Origin of the sequence: Evansella sp. AB-P1, from assembly GCF_029688925.1 — a bacterium.
Classification (GTDB): Bacteria; Bacillota; Bacilli; order Bacillales; family Salisediminibacteriaceae; genus Evansella.
The window spans coordinates 34,847-58,692 of sequence record NZ_JARUKY010000012.1 but is presented as its reverse complement, the minus strand read 5'-3'; the positions used below and the strand labels follow the sequence as shown (position 1 = coordinate 58,692).

25 protein-coding genes are annotated in these 23,846 nt (G+C 34.7%); 8 read left to right on the top strand and 17 right to left on the bottom strand.

The features are described 5' to 3' along the window. Positions 1 to 14: 14 nt before the first annotated feature. The 3 genes from QA612_RS13735 to QA612_RS13725 all read right to left on the bottom strand — a co-directional run bounded on the left by QA612_RS13735 (position 15) and on the right by QA612_RS13725 (position 3,354). Positions 15 to 275: a hypothetical protein gene (locus QA612_RS13735; protein WP_278284391.1), complete on the bottom strand. Its 261-nt coding sequence runs from the start codon at positions 273 to 275 to the stop codon at positions 15 to 17. Positions 276 to 767: 492 nt separating this feature from the next. Continuing rightward, entirely contained in the window at positions 768 to 1,286 is a 519-nt protein-coding gene (locus QA612_RS13730) for a hypothetical protein (protein WP_278284390.1), read from the bottom strand. 55 nt (positions 1,287 to 1,341) lie between these two features. Beyond that, complete coding sequence (locus tag QA612_RS13725; RefSeq protein ID WP_278284389.1) at positions 1,342 to 3,354, bottom strand: GDSL-type esterase/lipase family protein; 2,013 nt, start codon at positions 3,352 to 3,354, stop codon at positions 1,342 to 1,344. A 198-nt stretch (positions 3,355 to 3,552) separates the two neighbouring features. On the opposite strand from QA612_RS13725, the gene QA612_RS13720 reads away from it, so the two are divergent. Beyond that, entirely contained in the window at positions 3,553 to 4,818 is a 1,266-nt protein-coding gene (locus QA612_RS13720) for an MFS transporter (RefSeq protein ID WP_278284388.1), read from the top strand. Between the two features lie 491 nt (positions 4,819 to 5,309). Next, entirely contained in the window at positions 5,310 to 5,720 is a 411-nt protein-coding gene (locus QA612_RS13715; protein ID WP_278284387.1) for a hypothetical protein, read from the top strand. Between the two features lie 324 nt (positions 5,721 to 6,044). On the opposite strand, the gene QA612_RS13710 is transcribed toward QA612_RS13715, so the two are convergent. Both QA612_RS13710 and QA612_RS13705 read right to left on the bottom strand, forming a co-directional pair. Continuing rightward, entirely contained in the window at positions 6,045 to 6,587 is a 543-nt protein-coding gene (locus QA612_RS13710) for an NAD(P)H-dependent oxidoreductase (RefSeq protein ID WP_278284386.1), read from the bottom strand. Between the two features lie 165 nt (positions 6,588 to 6,752). Continuing rightward, positions 6,753 to 8,207: an NADP-dependent isocitrate dehydrogenase gene (locus tag QA612_RS13705; protein WP_278284385.1), complete on the bottom strand. Its 1,455-nt coding sequence runs from the start codon at positions 8,205 to 8,207 to the stop codon at positions 6,753 to 6,755. 588 nt (positions 8,208 to 8,795) lie between these two features. On the opposite strand from QA612_RS13705, the gene QA612_RS13700 reads away from it, so the two are divergent. Both QA612_RS13700 and ilvA read left to right on the top strand, forming a co-directional pair. Next, on the top strand, positions 8,796 to 9,101 hold the full coding sequence (locus tag QA612_RS13700; RefSeq protein ID WP_278284384.1) for a DUF6199 family natural product biosynthesis protein: 306 nt from the start codon (positions 8,796 to 8,798) through the stop codon (positions 9,099 to 9,101). Positions 9,102 to 9,211: 110 nt separating this feature from the next. Beyond that, positions 9,212 to 10,417 carry a threonine ammonia-lyase gene (ilvA, locus tag QA612_RS13695; RefSeq protein ID WP_278284382.1) on the top strand — a complete coding sequence of 402 codons (1,206 nt, stop codon included), beginning with the start codon at positions 9,212 to 9,214 and terminating at the stop codon, positions 10,415 to 10,417. A 22-nt stretch (positions 10,418 to 10,439) separates the two neighbouring features. Here ilvA and QA612_RS13690 read toward each other — a convergent pair whose 3' ends face one another. The 5 genes from QA612_RS13690 to QA612_RS13670 all read right to left on the bottom strand — a co-directional run bounded on the left by QA612_RS13690 (position 10,440) and on the right by QA612_RS13670 (position 14,927). Beyond that, positions 10,440 to 10,847, bottom strand: coding sequence for a DUF3021 domain-containing protein (locus QA612_RS13690; RefSeq protein WP_278284381.1), 408 nt, complete (start codon positions 10,845 to 10,847; stop codon positions 10,440 to 10,442). Beyond that, positions 10,834 to 11,295, bottom strand: coding sequence for a LytTR family DNA-binding domain-containing protein (locus QA612_RS13685; protein WP_278284380.1), 462 nt, complete (start codon positions 11,293 to 11,295; stop codon positions 10,834 to 10,836). The genes QA612_RS13690 and QA612_RS13685 overlap by 14 nt, the downstream gene beginning before the upstream one ends. 376 nt (positions 11,296 to 11,671) lie before the next feature. Then, a complete protein-coding gene (locus QA612_RS13680; protein WP_278284379.1) occupies positions 11,672 to 12,700 on the bottom strand; it encodes a Gmad2 immunoglobulin-like domain-containing protein in 1,029 nt (342 codons plus the stop codon). Positions 12,701 to 12,879: 179 nt separating this feature from the next. After that, a complete protein-coding gene (locus tag QA612_RS13675) occupies positions 12,880 to 14,244 on the bottom strand; it encodes a sensor histidine kinase (RefSeq protein ID WP_278284378.1) in 1,365 nt (454 codons plus the stop codon). Beyond that, positions 14,241 to 14,927: a response regulator transcription factor gene (locus tag QA612_RS13670; protein WP_278284377.1), complete on the bottom strand. Its 687-nt coding sequence runs from the start codon at positions 14,925 to 14,927 to the stop codon at positions 14,241 to 14,243. Before QA612_RS13670 ends, QA612_RS13675 begins: the two co-directional genes overlap by 4 nt. 187 nt (positions 14,928 to 15,114) lie before the next feature. On the opposite strand from QA612_RS13670, the gene QA612_RS13665 reads away from it, so the two are divergent. Both QA612_RS13665 and QA612_RS13660 read left to right on the top strand, forming a co-directional pair. Continuing rightward, on the top strand, positions 15,115 to 15,306 hold the full coding sequence (locus QA612_RS13665) for a YjcZ family sporulation protein (RefSeq protein ID WP_278284376.1): 192 nt from the start codon (positions 15,115 to 15,117) through the stop codon (positions 15,304 to 15,306). Between the two features lie 218 nt (positions 15,307 to 15,524). Beyond that, positions 15,525 to 15,806, top strand: a complete 282-nt coding sequence (locus QA612_RS13660) for a RyR domain-containing protein (protein ID WP_278284375.1) — start codon at positions 15,525 to 15,527, stop codon at positions 15,804 to 15,806. Positions 15,807 to 16,085: 279 nt separating this feature from the next. Here the strand turns inward: QA612_RS13660 and QA612_RS13655 are convergent, their stop codons facing one another. Continuing rightward, the gene (locus QA612_RS13655; RefSeq protein ID WP_278284374.1) at positions 16,086 to 16,466 is read right to left on the bottom strand and encodes a nuclear transport factor 2 family protein; all 381 of its coding nucleotides are present in this window, start codon (positions 16,464 to 16,466) and stop codon (positions 16,086 to 16,088) included. 841 nt (positions 16,467 to 17,307) lie between these two features. On the opposite strand from QA612_RS13655, the gene QA612_RS13650 reads away from it, so the two are divergent. Beyond that, positions 17,308 to 18,129: a hypothetical protein gene (locus QA612_RS13650; RefSeq protein WP_278284373.1), complete on the top strand. Its 822-nt coding sequence runs from the start codon at positions 17,308 to 17,310 to the stop codon at positions 18,127 to 18,129. Positions 18,130 to 18,188: 59 nt separating this feature from the next. Here the strand turns inward: QA612_RS13650 and QA612_RS13645 are convergent, their stop codons facing one another. Next, positions 18,189 to 18,404: a hypothetical protein gene (locus QA612_RS13645; RefSeq protein ID WP_278284372.1), complete on the bottom strand. Its 216-nt coding sequence runs from the start codon at positions 18,402 to 18,404 to the stop codon at positions 18,189 to 18,191. Between the two features lie 383 nt (positions 18,405 to 18,787). Here QA612_RS13645 and QA612_RS13640 point away from each other — a divergent pair, with 383 nt between their 5' ends. Further along, the gene (locus tag QA612_RS13640; RefSeq protein WP_278284371.1) at positions 18,788 to 19,306 is read left to right on the top strand and encodes a DUF2179 domain-containing protein; all 519 of its coding nucleotides are present in this window, start codon (positions 18,788 to 18,790) and stop codon (positions 19,304 to 19,306) included. Positions 19,307 to 19,559: 253 nt separating this feature from the next. On the opposite strand, the gene QA612_RS13635 is transcribed toward QA612_RS13640, so the two are convergent. From QA612_RS13635 to QA612_RS13615, 5 genes are all read right to left on the bottom strand, one after another. Continuing rightward, entirely contained in the window at positions 19,560 to 19,745 is a 186-nt protein-coding gene (locus QA612_RS13635; RefSeq protein ID WP_278284370.1) for a hypothetical protein, read from the bottom strand. A 79-nt stretch (positions 19,746 to 19,824) separates the two neighbouring features. Further along, positions 19,825 to 21,540 (bottom strand): DUF2207 domain-containing protein, encoded by a 1,716-nt coding sequence (locus tag QA612_RS13630; RefSeq protein WP_278284369.1) that lies wholly within the window; start codon positions 21,538 to 21,540, stop codon positions 19,825 to 19,827. 448 nt (positions 21,541 to 21,988) lie between these two features. Beyond that, positions 21,989 to 22,180 (bottom strand): hypothetical protein, encoded by a 192-nt coding sequence (locus tag QA612_RS13625; protein ID WP_278284368.1) that lies wholly within the window; start codon positions 22,178 to 22,180, stop codon positions 21,989 to 21,991. Positions 22,181 to 22,226: 46 nt separating this feature from the next. Next, positions 22,227 to 22,670, bottom strand: coding sequence for a HEAT repeat domain-containing protein (locus tag QA612_RS13620; RefSeq protein WP_278284367.1), 444 nt, complete (start codon positions 22,668 to 22,670; stop codon positions 22,227 to 22,229). A 367-nt stretch (positions 22,671 to 23,037) separates the two neighbouring features. After that, positions 23,038 to 23,700, bottom strand: a complete 663-nt coding sequence (locus tag QA612_RS13615; protein WP_278284366.1) for a hypothetical protein — start codon at positions 23,698 to 23,700, stop codon at positions 23,038 to 23,040. Between the last annotated feature and the right edge of the window lie 146 nt (positions 23,701 to 23,846).

Below are 23,846 nucleotides of genomic sequence, written 5' to 3'. Positions count from 1 at the left end.
AATAACGTCCATAATTATAAAACAAACAAAACATGAATGAAATACGTTAATACTGCTGAACCAAGCATTATAATTAATGAGACTATCCAATCAGATATCTTCTGATGCTTTAAAATATAGAAATTGAACACAAGAAAAAGGACTAATATGAAAACTGGATACCAAGGTACTAAATGAGGATTATCCCAAAAAAGGCCAAACAAGATATATAGGAAAGAAACAATAGCCCCCACACCAATAAATAGATTACCAGCAATCCAAATCTTTAACCTCATGTAAACACTCCCATAAACACATTCATAAAAAAATATACTATAATTAATTTATAATCAGTCATACCCGTCCAAGTGAAACAATAATCTATTTATTAAATATTATGGTTTTTAACACTATACCTTGAAACACAGTAATCATATGGTTAAATATGGTTATATGTAAAGGAGGCGAGATAATGCATTGGAAAAAATATTTGATACTTTTACCACCATTTATACTTATTGGACTTTTTTTAATCTTTTATCTACCATTAGGTCAAAAACATAATGTACTAATAGTAGTCTTAGTGTTTTGGGTAGTTTATTATACTTGGATTTACATAGAAAAAAGAATTAAAAGAAGACATTGAAAACTCTTCGTTTAAAGGTACCAACAAAAAAAGACCTAATTGTGGCCTTTTTTGCACGTCAAAGTTCTTTAAGTTCTTTTAATTCTTTAAACTCTTTCACCATTATAAAACGATCTTTTGTAACAATCTTCAAATCACTATTTTATTTGTCAACCGTATCCAACGTTACTACTTCTATATGTAAAATTAACGGAATCTTTATGTCCGCTTTATGTGTATCATCTTCAGAGAAAATAGCCATTACATTAATTTCATATTTACCTACTGGTAGCTCTAATGAATGTAATTGATGAAAATCTTCTAACTTAGAAACATTCCTAAATAGAAAGGAAGATTTCCTTAAAGTGAATGACCCTATGGGGTGTTGAAAATCATTATCCACTCCACTGATTGTTACATTAAAAAATCCATTTTTCGCATGATGAACGCGGGTAATAGGTTTTAAACCATTATATTGAATACTTCCCCACACTTTAATTTCTTCCCCTAGTGAATAGATTTCTTTTTCAGATTCAAGGGTTACATGGTAGTTTCCTTCAGTTGCTACTGAAATGTGATTACCGGTAGGCATTTTTCTCATGGATTCATATATATTTCCACCAAAAAATAGTAGGATAATACATATCATCACAGTCGTTATCATAATCAGAAATTTCCTCATAAACTCACCTCTTGCTGTTGCTCTTCCATTCAATCATGTATACACCTATCTCGTTTCAACAAGAAGAAAGGTCGTTCTCGAGATTCATTGGATTTTTTAATACCCACATAAAGTATAATGCTTTTGCAGCTTTCTCACGTGTTACGACTTTTTTCGGTTCAAGTTCAATGCCATTACACATTTCCCCTCTACGAATCCCTTTTTCAGTACGAATAAGTCCAAATTCATACGCTTTTTGCACTTTTGATGCTAAGGTTGCAGATACTTGATCTACATCTATTAGAGAAGGATAAAGAATAATTGGATAGTAGGATGTTTCTCTTCCAAAATCTAAATTTGGATCATCATTGCTATTGCTTTTTTCATAGTCATCTATCATATATTGTGGTTTTTCAGTAAAAGCTATCTCATAGGCATCATAAAGAATGGCTCCCATTAATTCACGTGTTAACTCTTCTTCATCGTAAGCTACAAATTTAAGGTGATCAATGTTTAAGAGCTTACATAATGCTGCAACAAAGTCAGTCGTTTTCATAGATTCACTAGGATGAAAATTCCCAAATTCATCCTGATTCATTACTCCTAGTTGCAGCATTTTTTCAATTTGATTTCGGTAATATGCTAGAGGACCAGAAAGAGTATCTTTTGACATCTGAGGAAAAATTCGATCCCAATTATTCTTTTCAATGGCTGTCATAACCTCTTCCTTTAATAAAGGGACAATATTTCCTAATACTTCATCTCCTGCTTCACTAACCTTCACTATTTCCGTAACAATCATTCTAGCAAACTGATGAGCCAGTGCTTCTTTAAAATGAGATTCATCAATCTTGTTTGAAGGATGACCATTTGCATACGTTCCATCGTTTGTTTTTCCAGGAGATTCTCCCGCTTCAACGGACATATATAAGGCCACAGTAGCTTCTACTCCGATCTCATTGTAGTATTCTACACTTCTAGCATTTAGGTCTATTACTGGGATACGGAGATCCTCCCCCACTTTTTTCATAATGTCTGGAAACCTTTTCTTTTGAAAAGAATTAATGTAAGCACCGTCCTCTGAAACTGAAGCGTCTAATCTAGACATTGGTGTGACAAAGATTGGGATCATACCTCTAGCTTCAATGGCTGGTACATAGAGATCTTTCATAAATGTTATATACTGTTCCTCCGATGACCCTCTACCAAATCGATGTTGCTCGTCTACTCTTTCATCATTGTGACCAAATTGGATAAAAATATAGTCGCCCATCTTTCCAGTCATTAAAATATCATTTAAACGTCCTTCTGCATAAGCATTCTTAAATGACCTTCCACCCATAGCATAATTTATTACCCTAGCTTTTCTTTGATCAAATAAACGACCAATTACTTGACCCCAACCACTCATAGGTGCCTGCTCAAAGGTATAGCTTTTTACTGTAGAATCGCCTAATAAAGAAATTGTTGGTAGGTCGTCTACTTTTTTATTGTTCGGTGGAATGGAGGTAACAACGATCTCCTGCAAACCAACTGGAACTTTCGGAAATTTTGGTTCAAGTTCTACATCTATAAAATCACGACCATTTACATACTGAAATCTCCAGTCATACTCACTTGTTTCAGCCGTCGTATTTTTTTGAATTAATTTCGATGCATCCCAAAACCTTTCCTTCTCTTCCGTAAGTGGACGCATACCTGATATGCCAATCATCGTTTCCTTTACAGGAGAGGTTGTTCTCACAACGATTTCATAAGCACCTGGTGGAACGTTTATCCGAAAAGCCATTCCAAAGTGATTATAATCATCACTATTTTTTTCAACCGGATGGGAAAAATAAGGTTCAGTAATAACGAAGCCATAATCACTTGTAGTAATTTCTTTCGTATGTACAGGTCTAGGGGGAAAAGCACAGGTCTCCTGAACAAAACCATATCCAATGTTACTGTCGTACAAAGGTACACCAGTCTTCTCGTTATATGTAATAGAAAGATAGTCTGATTTTAGCTGTTTGGAAAAATTGAATTTAACACTTCTCTGTATGTCAGTAATCAATTGGTCATTTTTTGATTGATTTTTCTTTTTCATGGACTTACCTCCAACCTTTAAAGGAATGATTAACCATTTTTCTATAGTATTTCATAAGACTAATTTAATCCTATTTACATTGTAATGCACTGTTAAACAATCGAGAAGAATTTACGTACAAAATAATTATTAAAATTAGTACCTTCATTTGCTGACCAACATACATATAGAGTAAATGCCTAACAGGAGTAGATATCATTGGATAAACAATACAGTAAATTTAGATGGGTAGTATTTGCTTCTGTACTGTTTACTTATTTATTTATGTCAAGCCAGCGAACAGCACCAGGATTGATTACAGATCAAATCATGTTAGATTTTAACGTTACAGCCACAACAATTGGATTACTTATTAGTATCCAATTTTTTGTGTACACCGGTCTTCAAATTCCTATGGGATTAATGGCTGATCGTTTTGGCCCAAATTTCTTTCTTATTAGTGGAGCTCTTCTTACTGGTGTAGGTACCATCATGTATAGTCTTGGTGCCCATGAATTCATTTTATTTTTTGCACGAATTTTGATTGGGATAGGTGATGCTACCATTTGGGTCAATATGGTATTAATATTGAGTCAATGGTTTAATGCAAAGGAATTTACACGATTAATTGGTATAACCGCCATGACAGGAAGCCTTGGCTTTCTTTTAGCCACTGTTCCTTTTGCCTTATGGATTGATTTTCTTGGATGGAGACCAGCATTTTTTTCAGCAGGACTACTCCTTTGTTTATGTAGCATACTTCTTTATTTTGTTTTAATAAAAATTCCGAGACAAACCGTGTTTATTAAAAAGGAGAAAATACGGGAAAAAACGTGGGTTATTATACGAAGAACATTTTCTAGTCGTCAGGCATGGGCTTTATTCTGTTGTCATTTTGGGATTGTAGGAACGTACGTAGGATTTATAAGTTCATGGGGTGTACCTTATGGAATGAATATGTATGATATGACCCGTTCCAATGCTAGTCAGCTCATGATGCTTGGTCTTATTGGAGCTCTTATTGGTGCTCCTCTAGCAAGTTGGATTTCTAGTCGATTAGAAGTAATAAAAAGACCTTATATTATTGTTCACATAATACTGTTATTGAGCTGGTCTAGCTTTCTTTTCTTTCATGGCAATCCACCTATCTACATGTTATCACCATTGTTTTTTATTATTGGTCTTGCCTATGGGGCAAATGCCTTAACCTTCGCTGCTGTTCGCCAATCATTCCCTATAAAAGAAGCTGGTATTGTTTCGGGATTTGCTAATACCGGTGGATTCCTCAGTGCTGTATTACTACCAAGTATTTTTGGAAAGGTATTGGATCATTTCCAGGCTGTCTCAGGAAGTATTAGTACTGGATATTATTATGGCTTTATCACTCCAGTTATTTTCTCCATTATCGGCTTAATTGGTGTGATAAGTATGAAGGAGAAACGCCATCAAGTGCAGGAGTTAAAACAAAAATCCAAGTTATCTTAACCTCAAGCTACGTCGCTGAACTGGGGATTTTTGTAATAGGTCTTGCTGACTCCTGAACTAATTCTTCTTATAATGGTTGGCTATCTATACAAGTGAGGAATTGCACCATGGGGGATGAAAATGTTCATCAAAAATATACTACCTTCCCGCATTTCTGCTTTCCAGCATTTGCGGTAACATAAACGGCTTTTATATTCCCGCATTTCTGCTTTTCCAGCATTTGCGGTAACGTAAACGGCTTTTATATTCCCGCATTTCTGCTTTCCAGCATTTGCGGTAACATAAACGGCTTTTATATTCCCGCATTTCTGCTTTTCCAGCATTTGCGGTAACGTAAACGGCTTTTATATTCCCGCATTTCTGCTTTCCAGCATTTGCGGTAACGTAAACGGCTTTTATATTCCCGCATTTGTGTTTTTTCCTGATTTGCGGGCTTCTAAAACGTTTCTTATTTTCAGGGTAGACCGCCCGTGCAAGTGAAGGCTTGCACCATGGCGCATGAAAATGTTCTTTCTAAAGTATACTACCTTCCCGCAATTCTTCTTATCTCCATTTGCGGGCTCATTGGCGACCTTCTATATTCCCCTGCAAACCTTCCTTTTCCGATTTGCAGGCTTATTGACGGCCTTCTATACTACCGCAAATTCTATTTTCCGATTTGCAGGCTTATTGACGACCTTCTATACTACCGCAAATCTCTTTTTCCGATTTGCAGGCTTATTGGCGGCCTTCTATATTACCGCAAACCTCTTTTTCCGATTTGCAGGCTCATTGGCGGCTTCTATACTACCGCAAATCTCTTTTTCCGATTTGCAGGCTTATTGACGACCCTCTATACTACCGCAAATTCTATTTTCCGATTTGCAGGCTCATTGGCGGCTTCTATCTTATTTTCAGGGTAGACTGCCGATGCAAGAAAAACTTGCACCATGAGGTATGAAAATAGTTATTTTTGTCGATACTTCAATTTGCTTTTATACCCCGTATTTTCAGGGTAGACCTACCTTTTTATATGATTTATTCTTACCTAGTTCAATTGTACCTGCTTCAACCGTATCTGGTTCATTTTCCTCTGGTTCAATCTCTCTCATTCTCCCTCATGCTCCTGGATTGAACTGGATACTTTTGTACCTGCTTCAACCGTACCTGGTTCATTTTCCCCTGGTTCAATCTCTGTCATTCTCCTTCATGCTCCGTTATTGCACCTATTAGGAATGCAGTAGAAATTAAGACTTATAATGAAAAGTATAAGGAGATCTAATATATTCCACATATGCTTCACCATGCTTTTTCAATGACTCTTCTGTTTCTACTAATTCAGTGAAGGTATTGAAAATGGGCAATGTTTTCGTCCGAACAATACTGCTAGTGGCATATATTGGGGTCATAATTTGCTCAATTGTAAAACGATGCTGACCGTCATACCGGTAATCATGAGGATGAGCATTAGAACTAATGGCAATCCCCAATTCCTTTCCTTCTAATTTATAAACTCCATTGAACGCCCACCCTTTTTCAAGCACTACATCAAACCATTTTTTTAATAAGTGGGGATAACTGTACCAATAATTCGGAAACTGAAAAATAATGCGATCATGCTCCTCCGCTAGCTGCTGTTCTCTCTTCACATCAATTTCTTCATCTGGGTATTCTTTATATAATTCATTTATTGTAATATCTGACTTATTTTCAATAGCATCTTTTAATGCAGCATTAAGTCTGGAGTCTTCATCCAAAGAAGGATGAGCAATGATAACGAGAATTTTCAATGTAACACAACACCTTTCTTATGTATTTCTTCAGTCCCCAATTATATAGAGAATATGGAGAAGTAACAAATAATTACTATCTCTATTGAATAAAACAGCACACCCCAATTATTAGACTGTAGTGTCCAACAATTGGGGTGAGGTAATAATGTTAAAGAGAATATTTTATTGTCCTTGCCCTAATGAGTAGCCTCTTTCTCCGTTAAACAAGTATAGGTTTTCAATTTTTATCCAATCTAAATCTGCATGACGTACTCTTTCTAAAAGCTCTGTGATTTCTTTATTAGTCACATGACCTTTTGCTTGAAAACGGCAGCGCCAATGATCTGTCGTAAATGTTTCAGGGAATCCGTTTGGATACACTTTTACCCCACGATTTGTTATGACTGCCAGTTCAAAATGCTCCCCTTCAATCGATTCTAATATTTCACCAATTTGATTTGGTGTCCGTCTATTATCAAACAAGAAAACATCGACACCGTCTAATTGGCGAACAATACTATCATCCACCCGTTCATGTGCTTGTGAAGGTAATGTAGATTTTGTGACTTCTTTTGCATCTTCCTCGTTATAAGAAACAACATTAAATGTTGATGGATTCTGTCCTAATCTTTCAATGACGGCATCTGTAAATTCTTTTGTATTAACAGCTTTTCCACCTTTTGCAATATCCCCTGTAAATACTCCGTCTTCTATTGTTTTTAACCATGCATTTTGAATTTTTGACGCAACATCTCCTTGCCCAATATGAACAAGCATCATGATTGCTCCTTGAATTAAACCTGATGGATTAGCGATTCCTTTTCCTGCAATATCCGGAGCACTTCCATGAATCGCTTCGAACATAGAAACGTGATCTCCGATATTTGCAGAACCTGCAAGACCAACACTTCCTGTAATTTGCGCAGCTACATCGGAAGCAATATCCCCGTATAGGTTCGGCATAACGATAACATCAAACTCTTGAGGGGAGTCCGCTATCTTTGCCATTCCAATATCAATAATCCAATGCTCTGTTTCAATTTCAGGATATTCTTTCGCAACTTCCTTAAAGACACTGTGAAATAGCCCATCTGTTAATTTCATAATATTATCTTTAGATAAACAAGTGACTTTTTTGCGATTATTCTTCTTTGCATATTCAAAAGCATAACGGATGATTTTTTCTGAACCAGGGCGCGTGATTAGCTTTAAGCACTGTACCACTTCTGGTGTTTGCTGATGCTCAATACCTGCATATAGATCCTCTTCGTTTTCACGAATAATCACCATATTCATATCGGGGTGTTTTGTTTTTACAAAAGGAGCATAAGAAATATTCGGCCTTACATTAGCATACAAGCCTAATGTCTTTCTTATGGTAACATTTAAACTTTTGTACCCTCCACCTTGTGGAGTTGTAATGGGAGCTTTTAAAAAGACCTTTGTTCTTCTCAATGATTCCCAAGCTTCATCAGGAATTCCTGATGTATTTCCTGATAAGTACACTTTTTCTCCAATATCGATAAATTCCGGTTCAATTTTTGCTCCTGCTTCTTCTAATATCCTTAATGTTGCTTCCATTATTTCAGGACCAATTCCGTCTCCTTGTGCCACAGTAATTCTTCTTTTTTCTGACATTTCTTTTTCCCTCCTGGACAATTTCAATGTTGTTCATTTTTTATTATTAAATAAGCAGAATACTGCTGTATTAAATAAGCTAAAAATTGAGGTCAATGCTAATATGTCTTGAAAAACGAAAAAATCGTTGATACCGAATTGTGATGTCTTGAACTAGTTGTACTATAAAAATCTACTTGGATATGATTCTATATATATGACATTTCATACTTTTTAACAGAATTATTATAATATCCATTAACTTTTCCATGCAATATATATGCCTATAATTTTTCTTCCGACTATTTATCTCCTTTCATGAGTAAGATTATAGACGTTACTCTTCACAAGGATAATTGTCGAAAAATTTTTACTAGTTAAAGATAATAAATGATAAAATCAATGTATAACAATTTCTAAGAAATAGAAAAGAAGCTAAAAAATTAAAGGAGGAAATTGAGTGCAAGAAGAGATAACGGAAATGAAAAGAATACGGAAATCCACCAGCTATTTTAGCTGATAATGACTTTACCGAAACTAATTTTGCTAATAAAACGTACATAATTTGATGAGATTATTTTGTACTTTCAAGTTTTAGGAGGATAGAATTTGGCTACGACAATTTTAACGATTTTAATTTGTGCACCAGTATATGGTATTTTAGTATGGACCTATTTTTACCCGGAAGACAGTATGCTCTTTTTGGAGAGATGGAAGTATAACGAAGAGCCAGAGTTCTCTGAATTAGCAATTGCTAATGCGAAATTTTCAGCCGTTTTTGGTATTTATATCATTACGATATTTATCTTAATTACTATTTTTCAGCATTACTTTTTTTCACTTTTATTCGTTTTAGGAATATTTTTATTTATTGTCTACTATTTGCTTGCATTACGGAAAAAGTTTATAAAATAATTCCTCTTGTGTGTTTGCGGAATGAAAACATTTTTTCTGAATAACCTATTCACCTCTGTAAAAACTAATATAGGATTGAATGCCTGTATAGGTTTAAAAGGAGGATATAAATGGTAACTTTCAATGATATAGTAAGGGCATATGAGAATATGAAAAACATAGTACATAGTACTCCTTTAGATTATTCATATACCTTTAGCAAACATTCTTCGAACGAAGTTTATTTAAAGCTTGAAAATTTACAAAAAACAGGGTCTTTTAAAGTGCGCGGCTCCTACAATAAATTGATTTCATTAAATAACCAACTATTACAAAAGGGGATAGTTGCTGCTTCTGCAGGAAACCATGCACAAGGAGTTGCTTACGCTAGTACGATGCTCGGGATTCCATGTACCATTATCATGCCAACTGGAGCACCAATTAGTAAAATACAAGCGACGAGAGAATATGGTGCAAATGTAGAATTGCACGGCGACGGATTTGATGAAGCCCTTGCACATGCCCTTTCTCTAAAAGACCAATCAAATAAAGAATTTATACACGCTTTCGATGATGAAGATGTCATTGCAGGTCAAGGAACTGTTGGGCTGGAGATAATGGAGCAAATACCAGATGTTGATGCCATTGTTTGTCCAGTTGGCGGTGGAGGATTAATTGCAGGAGTTGCTACTGCCGTGAAAGAAAAAAATCCATCTATTAAGATCTATGGAGTAGAAGCATCAGCTTGCCCAAGTTTGGCACATTCACTGAAAGAAATGGAACCTGTCACAATAAATGCTAAACCCACAATGGCTGATGGTATTGCTGTAAAAAGACCAGGAATACATCCATTTCGAATAGCTCAAAAATACGTTGATGATATGTTTACTGTTGATGAAACAGAAATTGCGCAAACAATGCTAATGCTCCTAGAGAGAAATAAATTACTTGTGGAAGGGTCTGGTGCAGTTTCCCTCGCAGCAACCTTAAAGCAAAAGCTTCCAATAAAAAATAAAAAAGTAGTAACCATTATTAGTGGAGGCAATGTTGATGTTAGCTTCATTTCCAGAATCATTGAAAGAGGAATGGTAGAAGCAGGACGCTTTATGCGATTCAATACGATTCTAAAAGACAAGCCTGGTAACCTTGAAAAAGTTCTCCAAGTAATAACAGCCCTACAAGGAAATATACTTGATATATCCTTTAGTCATATGGGGGACAAAATTTATCCTAGCTATGCCCAATTATCTATCTCTGTTGAAACTAAAAATCAGGAACATATTCAAGAAATCTTGGAGGCATTAAAGAACAAAGGATTTACAACAGAAATGATTTGATTTTATCTAGGCAACTGTCGAGTTATTTTCTTATTGTACTGTTCATTTCTTTTTCTAGTTTTATCAAATAAAAACGGGTACCAATCCAAAATATTATATAAGTAATAACAAAAACTGTAATCCCTATTAATATAGGAAGTACTTCGAATGGTACCCAACCAATGATGATGGAAAGAGGGAGCCAAATTGAAATGGAAAGGATAAAGTGAATACTAGTTTGCTTTAACGGACTCCATTCTTCTATCTCAAAAAGAAGAGACGCACTTCCGAAATAAATGCCCATTAATATACTACCTAACATGTTTTTCCAAATAACTGAAGTAGAAATATCTAAACCAGACATAGTGAAATACGTTAAAAAAGAAAAGACAAATATGGCTGAAAAACCTAAGCCAATCATACTTCTTCTCACACCTTCAAATACCATCATTACCAACTCCCATTATTAATTTTTCTTTTATTTGTAAAGCATATTTCCTAGATACATATTCCTTACTGCCAGAGTTAAAGATTACGCATAGATTCCCGTTAAATACTAACTGAAAATATTTAATTTGTTGTAGATTCCCAATAACTGATTTGGAAAAGCGAGAGAATTGATAGCCACTTAACATATCCTCTAATTCATACAACTTCAATGTTAGTTCAATAGATTGTTTCTTAACAGAAGCAAAAACTTTTCTTTTTTCTGCATAAATATAATCAATATCATTAGGATAAAGTAGAATAGACTTATCTTTGTCCATACCTAATATTCGCTTTGTCGAACGATGGTTTAATCTTTTCGCAAGCTCTTCAAGCTCTTCAGACCATTCTTTAGCATGGATAGTTATATACGTTTCCTCATGATCATCATTGAGATCAAAGTTTATTTTCATGACGTCCTCCTCTCGTTAAGCTTATTATAGTATCATTTAACACAAATAATTTAATATTTGGTATAAGTGGTTAAAATCCTTACATAAGTGGTAGTTATGGCAGTATAAAAAAGACAAGATCAGCAGGTTACAGGATATATTAATTAATTTACTATCCGTTAGAAGGGTTTTACTTGCCGTAATGAGTACTTTACTATCCATTACTGGCACTTTACTCAACGTTACGACCACTTTACTCACCGTGTTTACACAATTGACAAATGTACACCATTCCCTCTCAACAATAATAAATGCTGACAACATATAAAAATCCACCTAAAAAAATTAGGTGGATCCAAACTAATTCATTCCTCAAATTCTGTTCAATTCTGTTCAACTATTCCGTAACATAAACAGGGATACTCAACTCATTTATTCGCGATCCGTCCTTTGCACTTTCTTCAAAAAGGAACACTCTACCGTGGTAATTAGTGTGATCATCCAGTTCAATGACAATTTCAAACTCTCCCCAACCAGGTGCACCTTCAGATGCAGTTGTAAATCCCTCGTCTAGTATGAAATGTCCATCTTCAAATTCATATAAGATCGTGCCTTCAAACGTGCGAGCTAAACCTCTAACAACAATTTGATCCTTCACTTCAGCATTAGGTGCGGGTTCAAAGATACGAAAGGCCACGTTTTGTAGCACAATATCCCGAGAATCAATTTCTTCTACCCATAAATAGCTTTCAGGATTTTTCGCCACGATTGGTTCACCGGTGTATAAATGTCCCAGTAACGATTCTCCCACTCTTCCTTCTACTAAAATTTGCGTCTGTTCATAGCCAAATTGCTCCATGATCATAGCTAGCTGTTCCGCAAACATTAGTTCACCAGTTGAACCGAGATTACTTTCCTGAATTTCCTTTGAAAAACTCACATGAGCAACCCCATCAACCTCTTCCACATATTCAATGATTACACCTGAATATATGAGACTTGTTAATTCATCATGATCTGATCCATTAATCCAAGCTTCTAATGCTGCTTTTGCTAGCTCTTCTTTGTTACGAACCTCAACCTCAGTTTTCAATCGATACGTCCCCATTAAGTCATGATCAGAGAAATACAGGACAACTTCATGTGTTTCCATGCTTTCTTCAGGAGTTGGAGATAAATTGGATTCATCCACTGTTTTATCATTTCCATTGTCATTATTTACTGGTTCATTAGCATCCTCTTCTCGTTCCTGATCATTCTCACCTTTTGAGTCTTGCTCTCCACCTTCATCTTGATTATCTTCATTCGTGATAGGGGAAGCATTTCCATTCAATTCGTCATCTCCACCGTTACTAGAACATGCAGTTAACATGACACCACTGACTAATAATAGGGACATGGTCATTTTTATTAGCATTCTTTTCATCATGGTGACCTCCTTATAAGTGTGTAATGAAGCAATCATAGATTTCCTTATGCTTGTTTTACTTGACTTACTTATACTATAATCACCATTTGTATCATAGGAATTGATGAAGTGTAACATTTTTGTTACAGAACTTTCCGAACGAGAAAACCCATCTCCTATAGATGTGGGAGTATCAGTTAAGAATCTGGGAGAATCAAATGAAAACACGTTCCTTCATTTTGTACTGTATCAATCTGGATCGTACCCTTATGCAGCTCCACCATTTGTTTTACAATTGCTAACCCTAAACCTGTACCCTCTTGGTTCCAAGCTGTTGCATCATTGGAACGATAAAAAGGTTCAAAGATATGTGGAAGGTCTTCTGACGATATACCTATTCCATGATCACATACGCTTATCTTCATTTGATCGTTATTTCGTTTGATCCTTACTATCACCGTTTTCTCTTCAGCAGAATAACGAATAGCATTGGATAAGAGATTCTCTATTCCATGTAAAAACAATGCTCGATCTACAACAAACTCTATTTGTTCCAGTTCAAATACTATGGTTATACCTTTTTCAAGACTAATTTGTTGAAAAGACTGAAGTAAATACTCCTGAATATCCTCACTATTAATTAGTTCCCTTTGTAGCTTTTGGTCCCATATACGATTAATCTGTAATAATTGTCCTACCATTTCCTTCATTTTTTTAACTTGAAAAGTAAGATCTTGAAGAAATTCATGATGCAACTCTTGGTTTTCACGGACATATGGAAGATTCTCAATAATAAACTGCATTGTAGTTAATGGGGTTTTCAGTTCATGAGAGGAGGTGCTCAAAAACCTCCGCTGTCTTTCATCATAGCGGTTTAATTCTTCTACCATGTTTTGTGTGGCATCAATTAATTCTTTAATCTCATCACGGCTACGATATTTCATGGAAAAGGCACGTGTATGAGGTGTGATTTTTTTCATGCGGGAAATGATCTGACGTATTGGCCTTGTAAACCAATTAGAAACAAAGTATGAAATAACAAAGAAGAAAATTAAAGCTATCATTAAGGTTTGTACCATCCAGCTTCGAAAAGTGGTTAATTCCCCGTACAATTCATTTGCTTCCTGAATCATTAATAAGGATCCATCTCTGTGTATCGTTTCAAAGGGTATTAGCGTGTATTGAACATAGCCAAATGAATCTGTTTCTGTAAAATATGACCCTGAGAAATTATTTTTATTTAAGATTGCAAGATTTAGCGCAGTACCTTCCTCAAGCTGCTGAAAGCTATCGGCATAAACCGTGTTATCATCGTCAAGCATAATTAAACGAATTTCCAGTTGTTCACTGTATCTACGTAAATAACCAATACTTCGGTTTTGGGAATGGGGATACGTGCTCTTTAATTGATCTAAAATCGAAGCACCTTGTGTCATTGATAATTGTTCATATCCTTCTTTAATCCGCTGTTCGTACATAGTAGAAACGAACATATAAACAGTGAAACCAACGATTAGAAATAAGCCAGAGAACAGGAGCCATAATTGAGATTGGAGTCTCATGACTTTTCACCAAAACGGTACCCCATGCCTCTAATAGCATAAATATATTTTTTACCGGAAATATCCATTATCTTTTTCCTTAATCGGCTAATGGTTACATCAACAGTTCGTTCACTGTATTCAAGTAATCCGTCCCACACCTGTTCATATAAAAATTCCCGTGAGTACACATTCTTAGGCTTCTTTATGAAAATCTCCATTAGCTTATACTCATTTGCTGTTAGAGATGCACTGTTCCCTTCAAATGAAATAAGGAGCTTTTCCCGATCCAATTTCAATCCTTCATAGTGAATCCACTGCTCTTTGGTTTCAAATTCTGCAACTTCTTTTCTTCTTAGTACAGCATGAATCCGCGCAAGTAATTCCCGTTGATCAAAGGGCTTCACAATATAGTCGTCAGCCCCAACTTCTAGTCCAATCACTTTATCTAGAATTTCACTTTTAGCCGTAATCATTATAATTGGTACATTGGAAACTTTACGAATTTCCTTACAGAGGGCAAGTCCATTTCTTTTCGGTAGCGTCCAATCTAGTAAAATGAGATCATACGCTTTCTCTTGAAGGGATGTCCAACCTGCTTCACCATCATATACCGTATCAATACGATATCCTTCACGTTCGAGAAAAAAAGCAATGTTTTTAGCTAAAATTTGTTCGTCCTCAACGAGCAAAAAATGCTTCATTCGTATCGCCCCCCTGTTACTAACATTATATCCGATACGAGATGAGAGAGTACTATTATATGAAAGAGAAATTATAATTAATGAAGGAAAAATAAACATAAGTCCAATCGTAAATACTTGGGAAACATAGGATAGTTAATGTATTGAACAAAGTTGTTCATACATTTTATAGAAGGAGTGAATATAAATGTACGGATACGGAAGTCCAACAGGTGGATTTGCAGGAGCATACGGTGCACCAGTAGCTGGTTATGGTTACCCTACTGCCGGTGTAGGATGCGGTGCAAGCCAAGGAAGTGGTTTTGCTGGTGGCTTCGCACTAGTTCTTGTACTTTTCATCCTGCTTGTAATCATTGGAACAGCAGTTACTGCATTTTAATATGACATTATAAGGGGAGAAAAACTCCCCTTTTTTGTTTTCTTTAGGAAACAGTAGGACAGGGAACAATGGAAAGTTCAATGTCAACTATGTTTGAATACATATAGAGGAAAGGATTTTAGCAGTTTTTGTCGAATATGCCCAGACGGGAAGAGTTAAAATAAATATATTTAGCATGAATGATTTCCCTATTCACATCATTAGAGAGGAAAGAAAACATGACATACAAGCCTAATCCAATTGATACTAGTAATATAAATTTATCGAAGGAAATTAAAAACGTGACAGAAGTACTTGCAAAAAATATACTTGAAAATTGGTCAGCACAACGGATTTCCGATGGTTGGCAATATGGCCCAAAACGGGACGATATAAGAAAGGAACACCCTAGTCTGGTGCCCTATGACAAGTTATCCGAATCGGAAAAAGACTACGATCAAATAACAGTAACAGAAACAATTAAAACATTAATAGCCTTAGGGTACACCATAAAAAAATAAAAGAAGGGTCATCTAAATGATGAACCTCCGTTCTTGTGGAGAAAAATACAAATAGAACTATAATTACTAGTCCCATATCTAGCTAATGGGACTAGTAATTTTTATTGATATTATAAGGATTTTGCTTACTTAAATCTTGCATCAAACTGGAAAAATGTGCAAAGAAATACTCAATTAGTACAAGTAATTAAATAATAACGGCATTCTGAAGACTTAATATAGCCCCTTAGATTTGTAAGTCTCATTATTTATGAAACGTTAACAACAATATCAGAGTGTTCATTCGATAGAATTAAGAACCTCTTTTAATTGTAAAGGGGATATAGTACCTTGATGGAAATATAATTGCCATCTCCCTTCCTTAAATTTCCAAATAGAGCTGCGAAGTGAATTACGGCTCCTTGTTTTATCTACTATAAAATAAGTTGATAAAACCACATCTGATGCTAATGGATATATTTCATAATTATGTAGAGACATTTCAGTTAAAACAACACCTGTTTCAAGGCACTCTTTTTTATCGTACATATAGCCTGAACTACCTATTTCAAAAAAATCGTCTGCAAGTATTTTATCTAATTCTTCATTACTTTTACGAACTTCAAGTCCTATATGTCTTTCTTCTAACTCTTTCAAATGTTCTTTTACATTCACATCCATAATTTCATCCTCCACGTTGTGTATATATTCATTAGATACATTAATTTCACTAGTAAAGAATATTCCCCGTAATCTATTGGGAGTGGCAATGATAAAAAATGGGTACCAGATTCCGTTACGAACGGTTCAACATCCACATTTAGTAAAAATAAGCGAATGGTTGAATAAATAGCGTTAGAAAAAGAATTTGTATCGTAAACATAATGCGTATAACCGTATACACCTGAAACAAAGGCAAATAAAAAAGAGCTTATCTGAATGAAGTATTTACTTCCGAACGTAAAGAAATGTAATAGAAAGGTTAACCAGAGTAAAACGAAAAGTTTACTACTATAAATAGGTTCATGAATGTACTTCCAAAAAGAAAAACCAAAGGACTGAAATTGTTGAAATAGTTGCTATAAAGAGGTGTAATTGTTTTATACTTTTATGAAACATCGATTCCTCCTAGGTTTATTGTATAAAATTTCTTTCTTGCTAAATACCAAATTTCCGGAAAATTATTAAAAGATGGTTACTAGCGAAAAATAAAAGGTGTAATAATGATTAATTCCGACACTCTTCAAATAATCCAAGAGAAAAGTAAGGAATCTTTTTCTATAAATATCCAATGATTATATAATGCTTTTTACTCAATGTCATCCATGGGGACGGTTCTGCTGAGTCATTTGTGATATTGACTCACCAGAACCGTCCCCGTGCCAATGAAAAGTATAATACTTTTAATTATACAAACCCTATTTATAAATTGAAGATAACATTTTTGTAATTGTACACCCGTAAAAGTTGAATTGTTTAATTCTTTATTAGTGTGGAGTAAGCTAGGGAGTGCATTCGTTGTATGAGACTTCAACAACATAATAAAAAATACCCATACATCATATTGGGCATCATTCATTTAATTATGGTAATTTTAACGTTTTACAAAAGTAAAGATAGGAAAAATCATTATGTATTATTAATGAACTTTGCCGGTTTAGCCTATATTTTCGAATATTTTATTGCTGTTCTCTTTAAAGGCTATATTTATCGTCCTAAAATTTTTAAACGAAAAGAATTTGATAACATGATTGGAGCAGTACTTTCTCAATATTTTTATGTTCCTGTTACTGCCCTTTTTATAACGGCTTTTCAACTAGGATGGAAATATAAATTATTTTTTTGTCTTTGCTTATCGTTAATTGAAAAGATGTTTATTATGTTATCCATTTTCGAAAAAAATTGGTGGCGAACAACATACACTTTTCTCCTAACCTTCCTGTCATTTATGATTAATGATAAATGGTACAAAGAATTAAAAAATAAAAATCCAAGAATTTTGTTTTTTTCCTATTTCAATATGGTTCAAGTCACTTGGATGAATATGACCTTTGCTTTCGCTTTGTTAAAACAAATCCGTTATGGTACAGGCACTTTAAATAATCACATTAAGTTCGCACCAATTATTATTCTACCCATTTCCTTTCTCATTTCTTGGTGGACTAAAACTGGAGATTTTATATCTAAAATGAAATCTCTTTTATTAATGATAGTAACTGATTTCATTCTAATTAAAAGCAACTTGTATAAAGTGAAAACACCACTAGTTTTTCCACTAAAGTACCTCCTCTTTCTCACCATGGCTAATTATTACCAGAAGCTTGTGTATAAAGATGAATCGTAGGGACGGTTCTTGTGAGTCATTTATACTATCGACTCACAAAAACCGTCACCATTCAAACCCTAAGTGAAGGATAGTTTAGCTAGTTTTTCAGATAAATATGCCGTTAATGGGATTACAATAATTAAAAAAATTAATATAACCATGATATTAGTAAAGTCTAACCATGTCTGACCTATAAATTGATAAATATATTTAACAATAAATCGATAAACATAATAATTTAAAATCAATAGAATGATAAAGAATAACCAAAACAAACCCATTTTTTTATTCATTTAATTCGACCTCTTTTCATTATCTTCATGACCTTCGTTGAATAAGAACGCGTATAATCTTCTCCACTTTGTTATTTATCAACTGTTTATTATTTTATTAAATTCTTTTAAACATATTTTAACATAATAATTATGAGAATATTTTAAATGTTAAATATTATGTAATTTCGCCTGTTCATCCACTATATTTATAATTCACAAATGTTGAAATTCACTTACACCACAATAATGAAAACCAATTTCCATAAACAAATCTAGTTATTTATTACAAAATGATTATGTCACTAGTGCTGTTTACTCATGTTTTTCGTAGTATTGGCAATCCTAAAAGTACGATAATGACAAATTACGATTACTAACCTGAAAAGAAAGTATGATTGCTTATGTCCAGTATCCTTTTAATATTCTTATTACAAATTGTATTAGTACCGATTTTATCTCTTCGAATTATCTTTGTTGTTAAAAATATGAGCATGATTGCTTCTGTTTTTGGATTTCTTGAAGCTTTAATTTATGTGTTTGGATTATCCATTGTCCTAAGCGGTGAGCAAAGCATTGCTGAAATGCTTATATATGCATTAGGTTTTTCAGCAGGAATCTATTTAGGTGGTTATATTGAAAATAAACTTGCTTTAGGATATACAACTCTCACTGTCAATTTAATAAATATGAATTCAGGCCTTGTTGCCCATCTAAGAGAGAGTGGATTCGGTGTTACTGTATTTGAAGGAATGGGGAAAGACAGTGTTCGTTATCAACTTCAAATATTAACAAAAAGAAGTCTAGAAGAAAAACTACTAAATACCATTGAAAAATATGAACCAAATGCATTTATCATTTCTTATGAACCACGGAAATTTAAAGGCGGACACATGCTAAAAGCCATGAAAAAGAAATCATAGGGACGGTTCTTCTGAGTCACTCGTGGGTCCGTCCGTACTGTCTTACAATTAAATTTTGTTTGCTAAACCATAGTTTTATTTTATAAAATCCAAAAAAATATTCCAATAATAGCACCTAAGAATAGTAGAGCACTCCCCTACTTTCAACCAAAATACATCGTGATACGAAACCATAATTCTTGCATTTTGAACATATTTGACCTGCTAACGAAACCAATCGCAATATGGACTTCAGCGACCTTGCGTGCCAAATCTATTTCATATCTTTGTCTACATTAGACTTTGATTTAAAATTGACTGTCATAGCAATAACAAAAAAAGCAACAAACATTAGGATTGGTCTAAATATGTTACTTTCGATTGTTAAGAAAATAACCTCAGCAAGGATAGCAGCTAGAATAACCGTTAGTAAAAACCTAACAAGATTACCCTTATCCAACATACCCACCTCCTTGGTTGAAAGGGGCGGTTCTAGTAAGTCGTATTATCTTTCGACTCATTAGAACCGTCCCCACGAATCAAAATGCGCCGGAGCCACCGCCGCCGCCTCCGATACCGCCACCACCAGTAAAGGTACTGCCAGAATCACTGGTTGTTGAAGGTGTGGTATCTTTTTGAGCAGACTGGAAACTCGAGGTTGCCACCCCACCTATGACAAACCAAGTAGGATCAAAACCATATGCGGTGCTTGGTTGACCAAACTGATTATTCACTGGTTGTTGAAAACTCTTCGTAGTTGCTTCCGATTGCTCTTGAAGACTTTTATCATTAATCCCAAGTCTATAGATAAACGTTCTCATCTTATCATCCTCTGATAATCGGACCCAATCCTTATCTTTCATATGACTAACTTCTTTTTTAAACAAACTCCACTCATAAGAAATCTTAGCACCTTCATATGTTTTCGGGCGGTAGCCAATACCAAAAATCAAATAGGCAATAAACAGCATAAGAGACCAACTAAACAAAGAAAACAACCCAGAAGCGATAAACAAAAAACTAAGTAGCATAAACATAATGCCAATTAACACCATTGTTACACGAAGGGCTGTTTTGTTTTCATATAAATCTGCTTCCCTTACTTCTTTCCGTATTTCATTATGCCATTGGCTGTAATACTCCTGATAAATCGTCTGATTCTTTTTCTTCTTTGTATATTCCTCTAACTCTTCAAAACTAAAAATATCATCCGTTCCGATTTCATCAAATAACCATCTGACAAGTCTTTGCTCATGACGATGAAGACCTTCTCTATTCACTAATTGAAAACGATAATCATCAAGCTTTTTTACATGACCTTTTCTCACTAAATCTAACAATGCAGCTCCGACCATCTCCGGAGTAAGCCGTTGGAAATGAGTATAATATATCGTAGCTGGTAAAGATAACACTTGTTTTGGTAGTAAACCTTTTCTATCTCCTATTTCTCGTAAAATCGCATTTCTCTTCCCTTTCGCTTGCATCCACGTCCATAAAGCGATGACTAAAAGCATTAACGTAAAAAGAGGAACAATGACAAAACCAATCGCCGAAAAAGCTTCCCTTCTTTCCTGTCTTGCAGCAGCTGCAGCCAATATTTGTTCCTTATCTTCCTCAATTTTTGGACCCACTACGTTGTTAGAGGTAACCGAAGCCTCTCCAAACAGCTCAGCGTCATAGGCAACACGAATATCACCGTTTGTATTGCTAGGAACTCTTCCGTACTGGAATTGTACATGACCATCCTCTAGCAAAACTTCTTTTTCAAATGCCTCATCATACCCTAAAACAATCACATTTGAGGTAGTCTCTGGAGGAAAAACATTGATCGTTAAGTTATCATACGTAGATGAATTTCTTCGATCAAAAAAGGGCCAATAAAACTCCCCCACATCTTTATGAACAGCTACTCCCTGATGAATCTCGTAAAAAAGATCCACAACAATCGTTTCATCCTCACCAGCACGATGAATACGATATTCATGGTCATTCACTTCAATTTCTAATGACGTACCTCTTTCAAAAGCTTCCACGTATACTATGTCTGTTCCCTCTTTCGGAACAAGCTCACGTATTATACCGCCAAACTCACCATCAAAGGAATAAGTATGCCGTTCCTGCACAGATACATTCCCATCTGACTGCAAAAAAGCATCAATCTCCACATCATCTATGTTGTAATCCACTGCAAACACCTGCAAAGGCACAAAAAGAAATACAATAAAAACAAAAGCAAAGATCATTCGCTTAAACATACATTCAACCCCTCTCCTATCTCTATTTACTTACGAATAAATTAAGATAAAGTTTCAACTCTTTTGATGATTTATATTTTATATTTTTTTTCTAAAATAACTACGGTACGTGAAAAATTATTTATTAAAGTATTTGTCCTATACCTAACGGACCAGCTCCTACTTTACCTACTAGGATGGGAGAATTGGTGTTCTTGACAAGTGAGCTAAGTAAAACCAGTTCATATCAAAGAGTCATGGACAATTAATTTAGTCAGAGGTGGTTTAAAGGGGCAGATTTAGATAATTAAGGAAACGAAAGGATTTCTATGTTCGCAAAGGTTCGGATCATTTAGTCTAATATATTCAAGATTGACTACTTTTTAACCTTTAAATTAAGACGAAGAGAAACACCTCGAAATTCGTAAAATTTGAATTGTGAGAACCCTCCCCACAATTCAAATAAGAATTACTTTTTAGGTGAGTCTAGTGCACGATATTCTTTCTGATACTTTCCTCCATCTGCAACCTCTGCATGGTACAACGCTTTAACAGCATAAATTTTCTCAAGGTCATGCTCAGACATTAACTCCTTCAAACGTGTTTGCAATTCCTTATTTTTATTTATTAGCTGTTGCATTTGTAACTGTGAATACTTCATCCCTTTAGTAGCTCCTTTCCCTTTTTTACAGAAAAATCTTTCACACTTATTTTGCTGGCAATGTTGACCACACTTCCTCTAGCCACTTATCAAAACCTGCACCTTTCTCTCCTTCATAAGTATCATATAAGTCCAATCTCATCTTTTTTACTTTTTCTTTAAAGTCTTCGTACGAATGACCTTTTGGTAAACTTTTCTTAATTCGAACAAGAATTTTTTCCGTCCCTGGAATTACCTCTTGATCCTTCCGTTCAGGCATTGCCACCTTCTCGCCTAAAGTCTGTAGTTGACGATAAGCTGCTTCCTTTACAGGATAAACAGGATCACCTGCCACACAGTACTTTAACAATTCAATTGTCTCTCTACTTTTCCACTTACCTAGCTCTTCTACAGCGTCCATCCGTTCCCGCCAATTTGACATTCTATTGATAGACTTTTTTAATTCATTCAAATTTGCCGGTACATCTGTTCTTTCTTCATAATTACTCAATTGATCTAATCCCCTTATATTTTTATTTGGTAAAATATCCTAATCATTATTGTACCATTACCTGTCCAATTGCATACATTTAATTACGTGTTTCCCGTATGAAAAAGCCCACTCCCTTAAGTACAAAGAATCATGGGGACGGTTCTCCCGAGTCCACTTATTTATCGATTATTTATATAGCCAGTCAATTCTTTATAACCTGACAAGAGTAAAGTACTGTTTGGTTGGTTATTTATTTTTTAAACTCCACTTAATGTTTTAATGCTTTATACACTTTGTACTTATAACCGTAACACAGCCCTAATGATCTTCCTTCTGGTAAATGAAATAAAACCACAAACTAGACTTCATTTCTAATTTTAATGTCTTATTCTAGCTCTTCAAAAAATCTATTTACTTCTTCCACATCAGTTGTCTTTAATAACACCTCTTCACTGTTAGAAACAAGAATAACTGGTAATGATTCCAGATCAAAAGCCTCCTTATAATCAACAACATAGTCCTCTGAATACTCTATAAAACTCCCAGCTGTTAGTTGTTCAATATCCATTCCCACAGTTATGATCTCATTAGATAAGCTTTGACCCTTTTCATGAATGACAACAATATTTAATATATCCTTTAAATGGGATAGCACCTCTTCGTATTTTTCTTCATATGTCATATCTAATAGGATAATTTCTTCTGCGTGACCTTCAAATTTATCTATTCTTGGGGGATGAATCAACACTTTCTGTCCTACTTTAATATTTTGCAGGCTTACGTTAGAACCATCTTCTTTTTTTATCAAACTATCAGCAGATAATTCAGCATAATATAGATATAATTCCCCTTCATCGTTACTTTCAACATCACGGTATTCCCACTCAGAGGTATTGACCATTACTATCTCTTCTTCGTGTTTAACATCAATTACAGACCCAATCATCTTATCATCACTAAAACCTTCATTTTCTTCATTTCCCAAACACCCAGCCACTATAGAAAAAGATAATATTGTAATAAACAGAATTACAATTTTTTTATACATATAATCCCTCCTTATATCTACGACGTTTTATACTATTAAAAAGTTGCAAGGATTTACGGGGACGGTTCTCCCGAGTCCACTTATCCAACTATATGGTTATATAAACAATATCTAGTTGGAATACTTGCCAGTAGATATAGTTCTGA

Bases quoted from the DNA above. Each gene is read 5' to 3' on its own strand.
- QA612_RS13645 (WP_278284372.1), bottom strand. From the start codon at position 18,404: ATGAATAAAAAAATGGGTTTGTTTTGGTTATTCTTTATCATTCTATTG.
- QA612_RS13615 (WP_278284366.1), bottom strand. From the start codon at position 23,700: ATGTATAAAAAAATTGTAATTCTGTTTATTACAATATTATCTTTTTCT.
- QA612_RS13685 (WP_278284380.1), bottom strand. From the start codon at position 11,295: ATGAAAATAAACTTTGATCTCAATGATGATCATGAGGAAACGTATATA.
- QA612_RS13675 (WP_278284378.1), bottom strand. From the start codon at position 14,244: ATGAGACTCCAATCTCAATTATGGCTCCTGTTCTCTGGCTTATTTCTA.
- QA612_RS13680 (WP_278284379.1), bottom strand. From the start codon at position 12,700: ATGAAAAGAATGCTAATAAAAATGACCATGTCCCTATTATTAGTCAGT.
- QA612_RS13730 (WP_278284390.1), bottom strand. From the start codon at position 1,286: ATGAGGAAATTTCTGATTATGATAACGACTGTGATGATATGTATTATC.
- QA612_RS13715 (WP_278284387.1), top strand. From the start codon at position 5,310: ATGGCGCATGAAAATGTTCTTTCTAAAGTATACTACCTTCCCGCAATT.
- QA612_RS13650 (WP_278284373.1), top strand. From the start codon at position 17,308: ATGAGACTTCAACAACATAATAAAAAATACCCATACATCATATTGGGC.
- ilvA (WP_278284382.1), top strand. From the start codon at position 9,212: ATGGTAACTTTCAATGATATAGTAAGGGCATATGAGAATATGAAAAAC.
- QA612_RS13660 (WP_278284375.1), top strand. From the start codon at position 15,525: ATGACATACAAGCCTAATCCAATTGATACTAGTAATATAAATTTATCG.
- QA612_RS13655 (WP_278284374.1), bottom strand. From the start codon at position 16,466: ATGGATGTGAATGTAAAAGAACATTTGAAAGAGTTAGAAGAAAGACAT.
- QA612_RS13725 (WP_278284389.1), bottom strand. From the start codon at position 3,354: ATGAAAAAGAAAAATCAATCAAAAAATGACCAATTGATTACTGACATA.
- QA612_RS13625 (WP_278284368.1), bottom strand. From the start codon at position 22,180: ATGAAGTATTCACAGTTACAAATGCAACAGCTAATAAATAAAAATAAG.
- QA612_RS13670 (WP_278284377.1), bottom strand. From the start codon at position 14,927: ATGAAGCATTTTTTGCTCGTTGAGGACGAACAAATTTTAGCTAAAAAC.
- QA612_RS13665 (WP_278284376.1), top strand. From the start codon at position 15,115: ATGTACGGATACGGAAGTCCAACAGGTGGATTTGCAGGAGCATACGGT.
- QA612_RS13705 (WP_278284385.1), bottom strand. From the start codon at position 8,207: ATGTCAGAAAAAAGAAGAATTACTGTGGCACAAGGAGACGGAATTGGT.
- QA612_RS13630 (WP_278284369.1), bottom strand. From the start codon at position 21,540: ATGTTTAAGCGAATGATCTTTGCTTTTGTTTTTATTGTATTTCTTTTT.
- QA612_RS13690 (WP_278284381.1), bottom strand. From the start codon at position 10,847: ATGATGGTATTTGAAGGTGTGAGAAGAAGTATGATTGGCTTAGGTTTT.
- QA612_RS13640 (WP_278284371.1), top strand. From the start codon at position 18,788: ATGTCCAGTATCCTTTTAATATTCTTATTACAAATTGTATTAGTACCG.
- QA612_RS13735 (WP_278284391.1), bottom strand. From the start codon at position 275: ATGAGGTTAAAGATTTGGATTGCTGGTAATCTATTTATTGGTGTGGGG.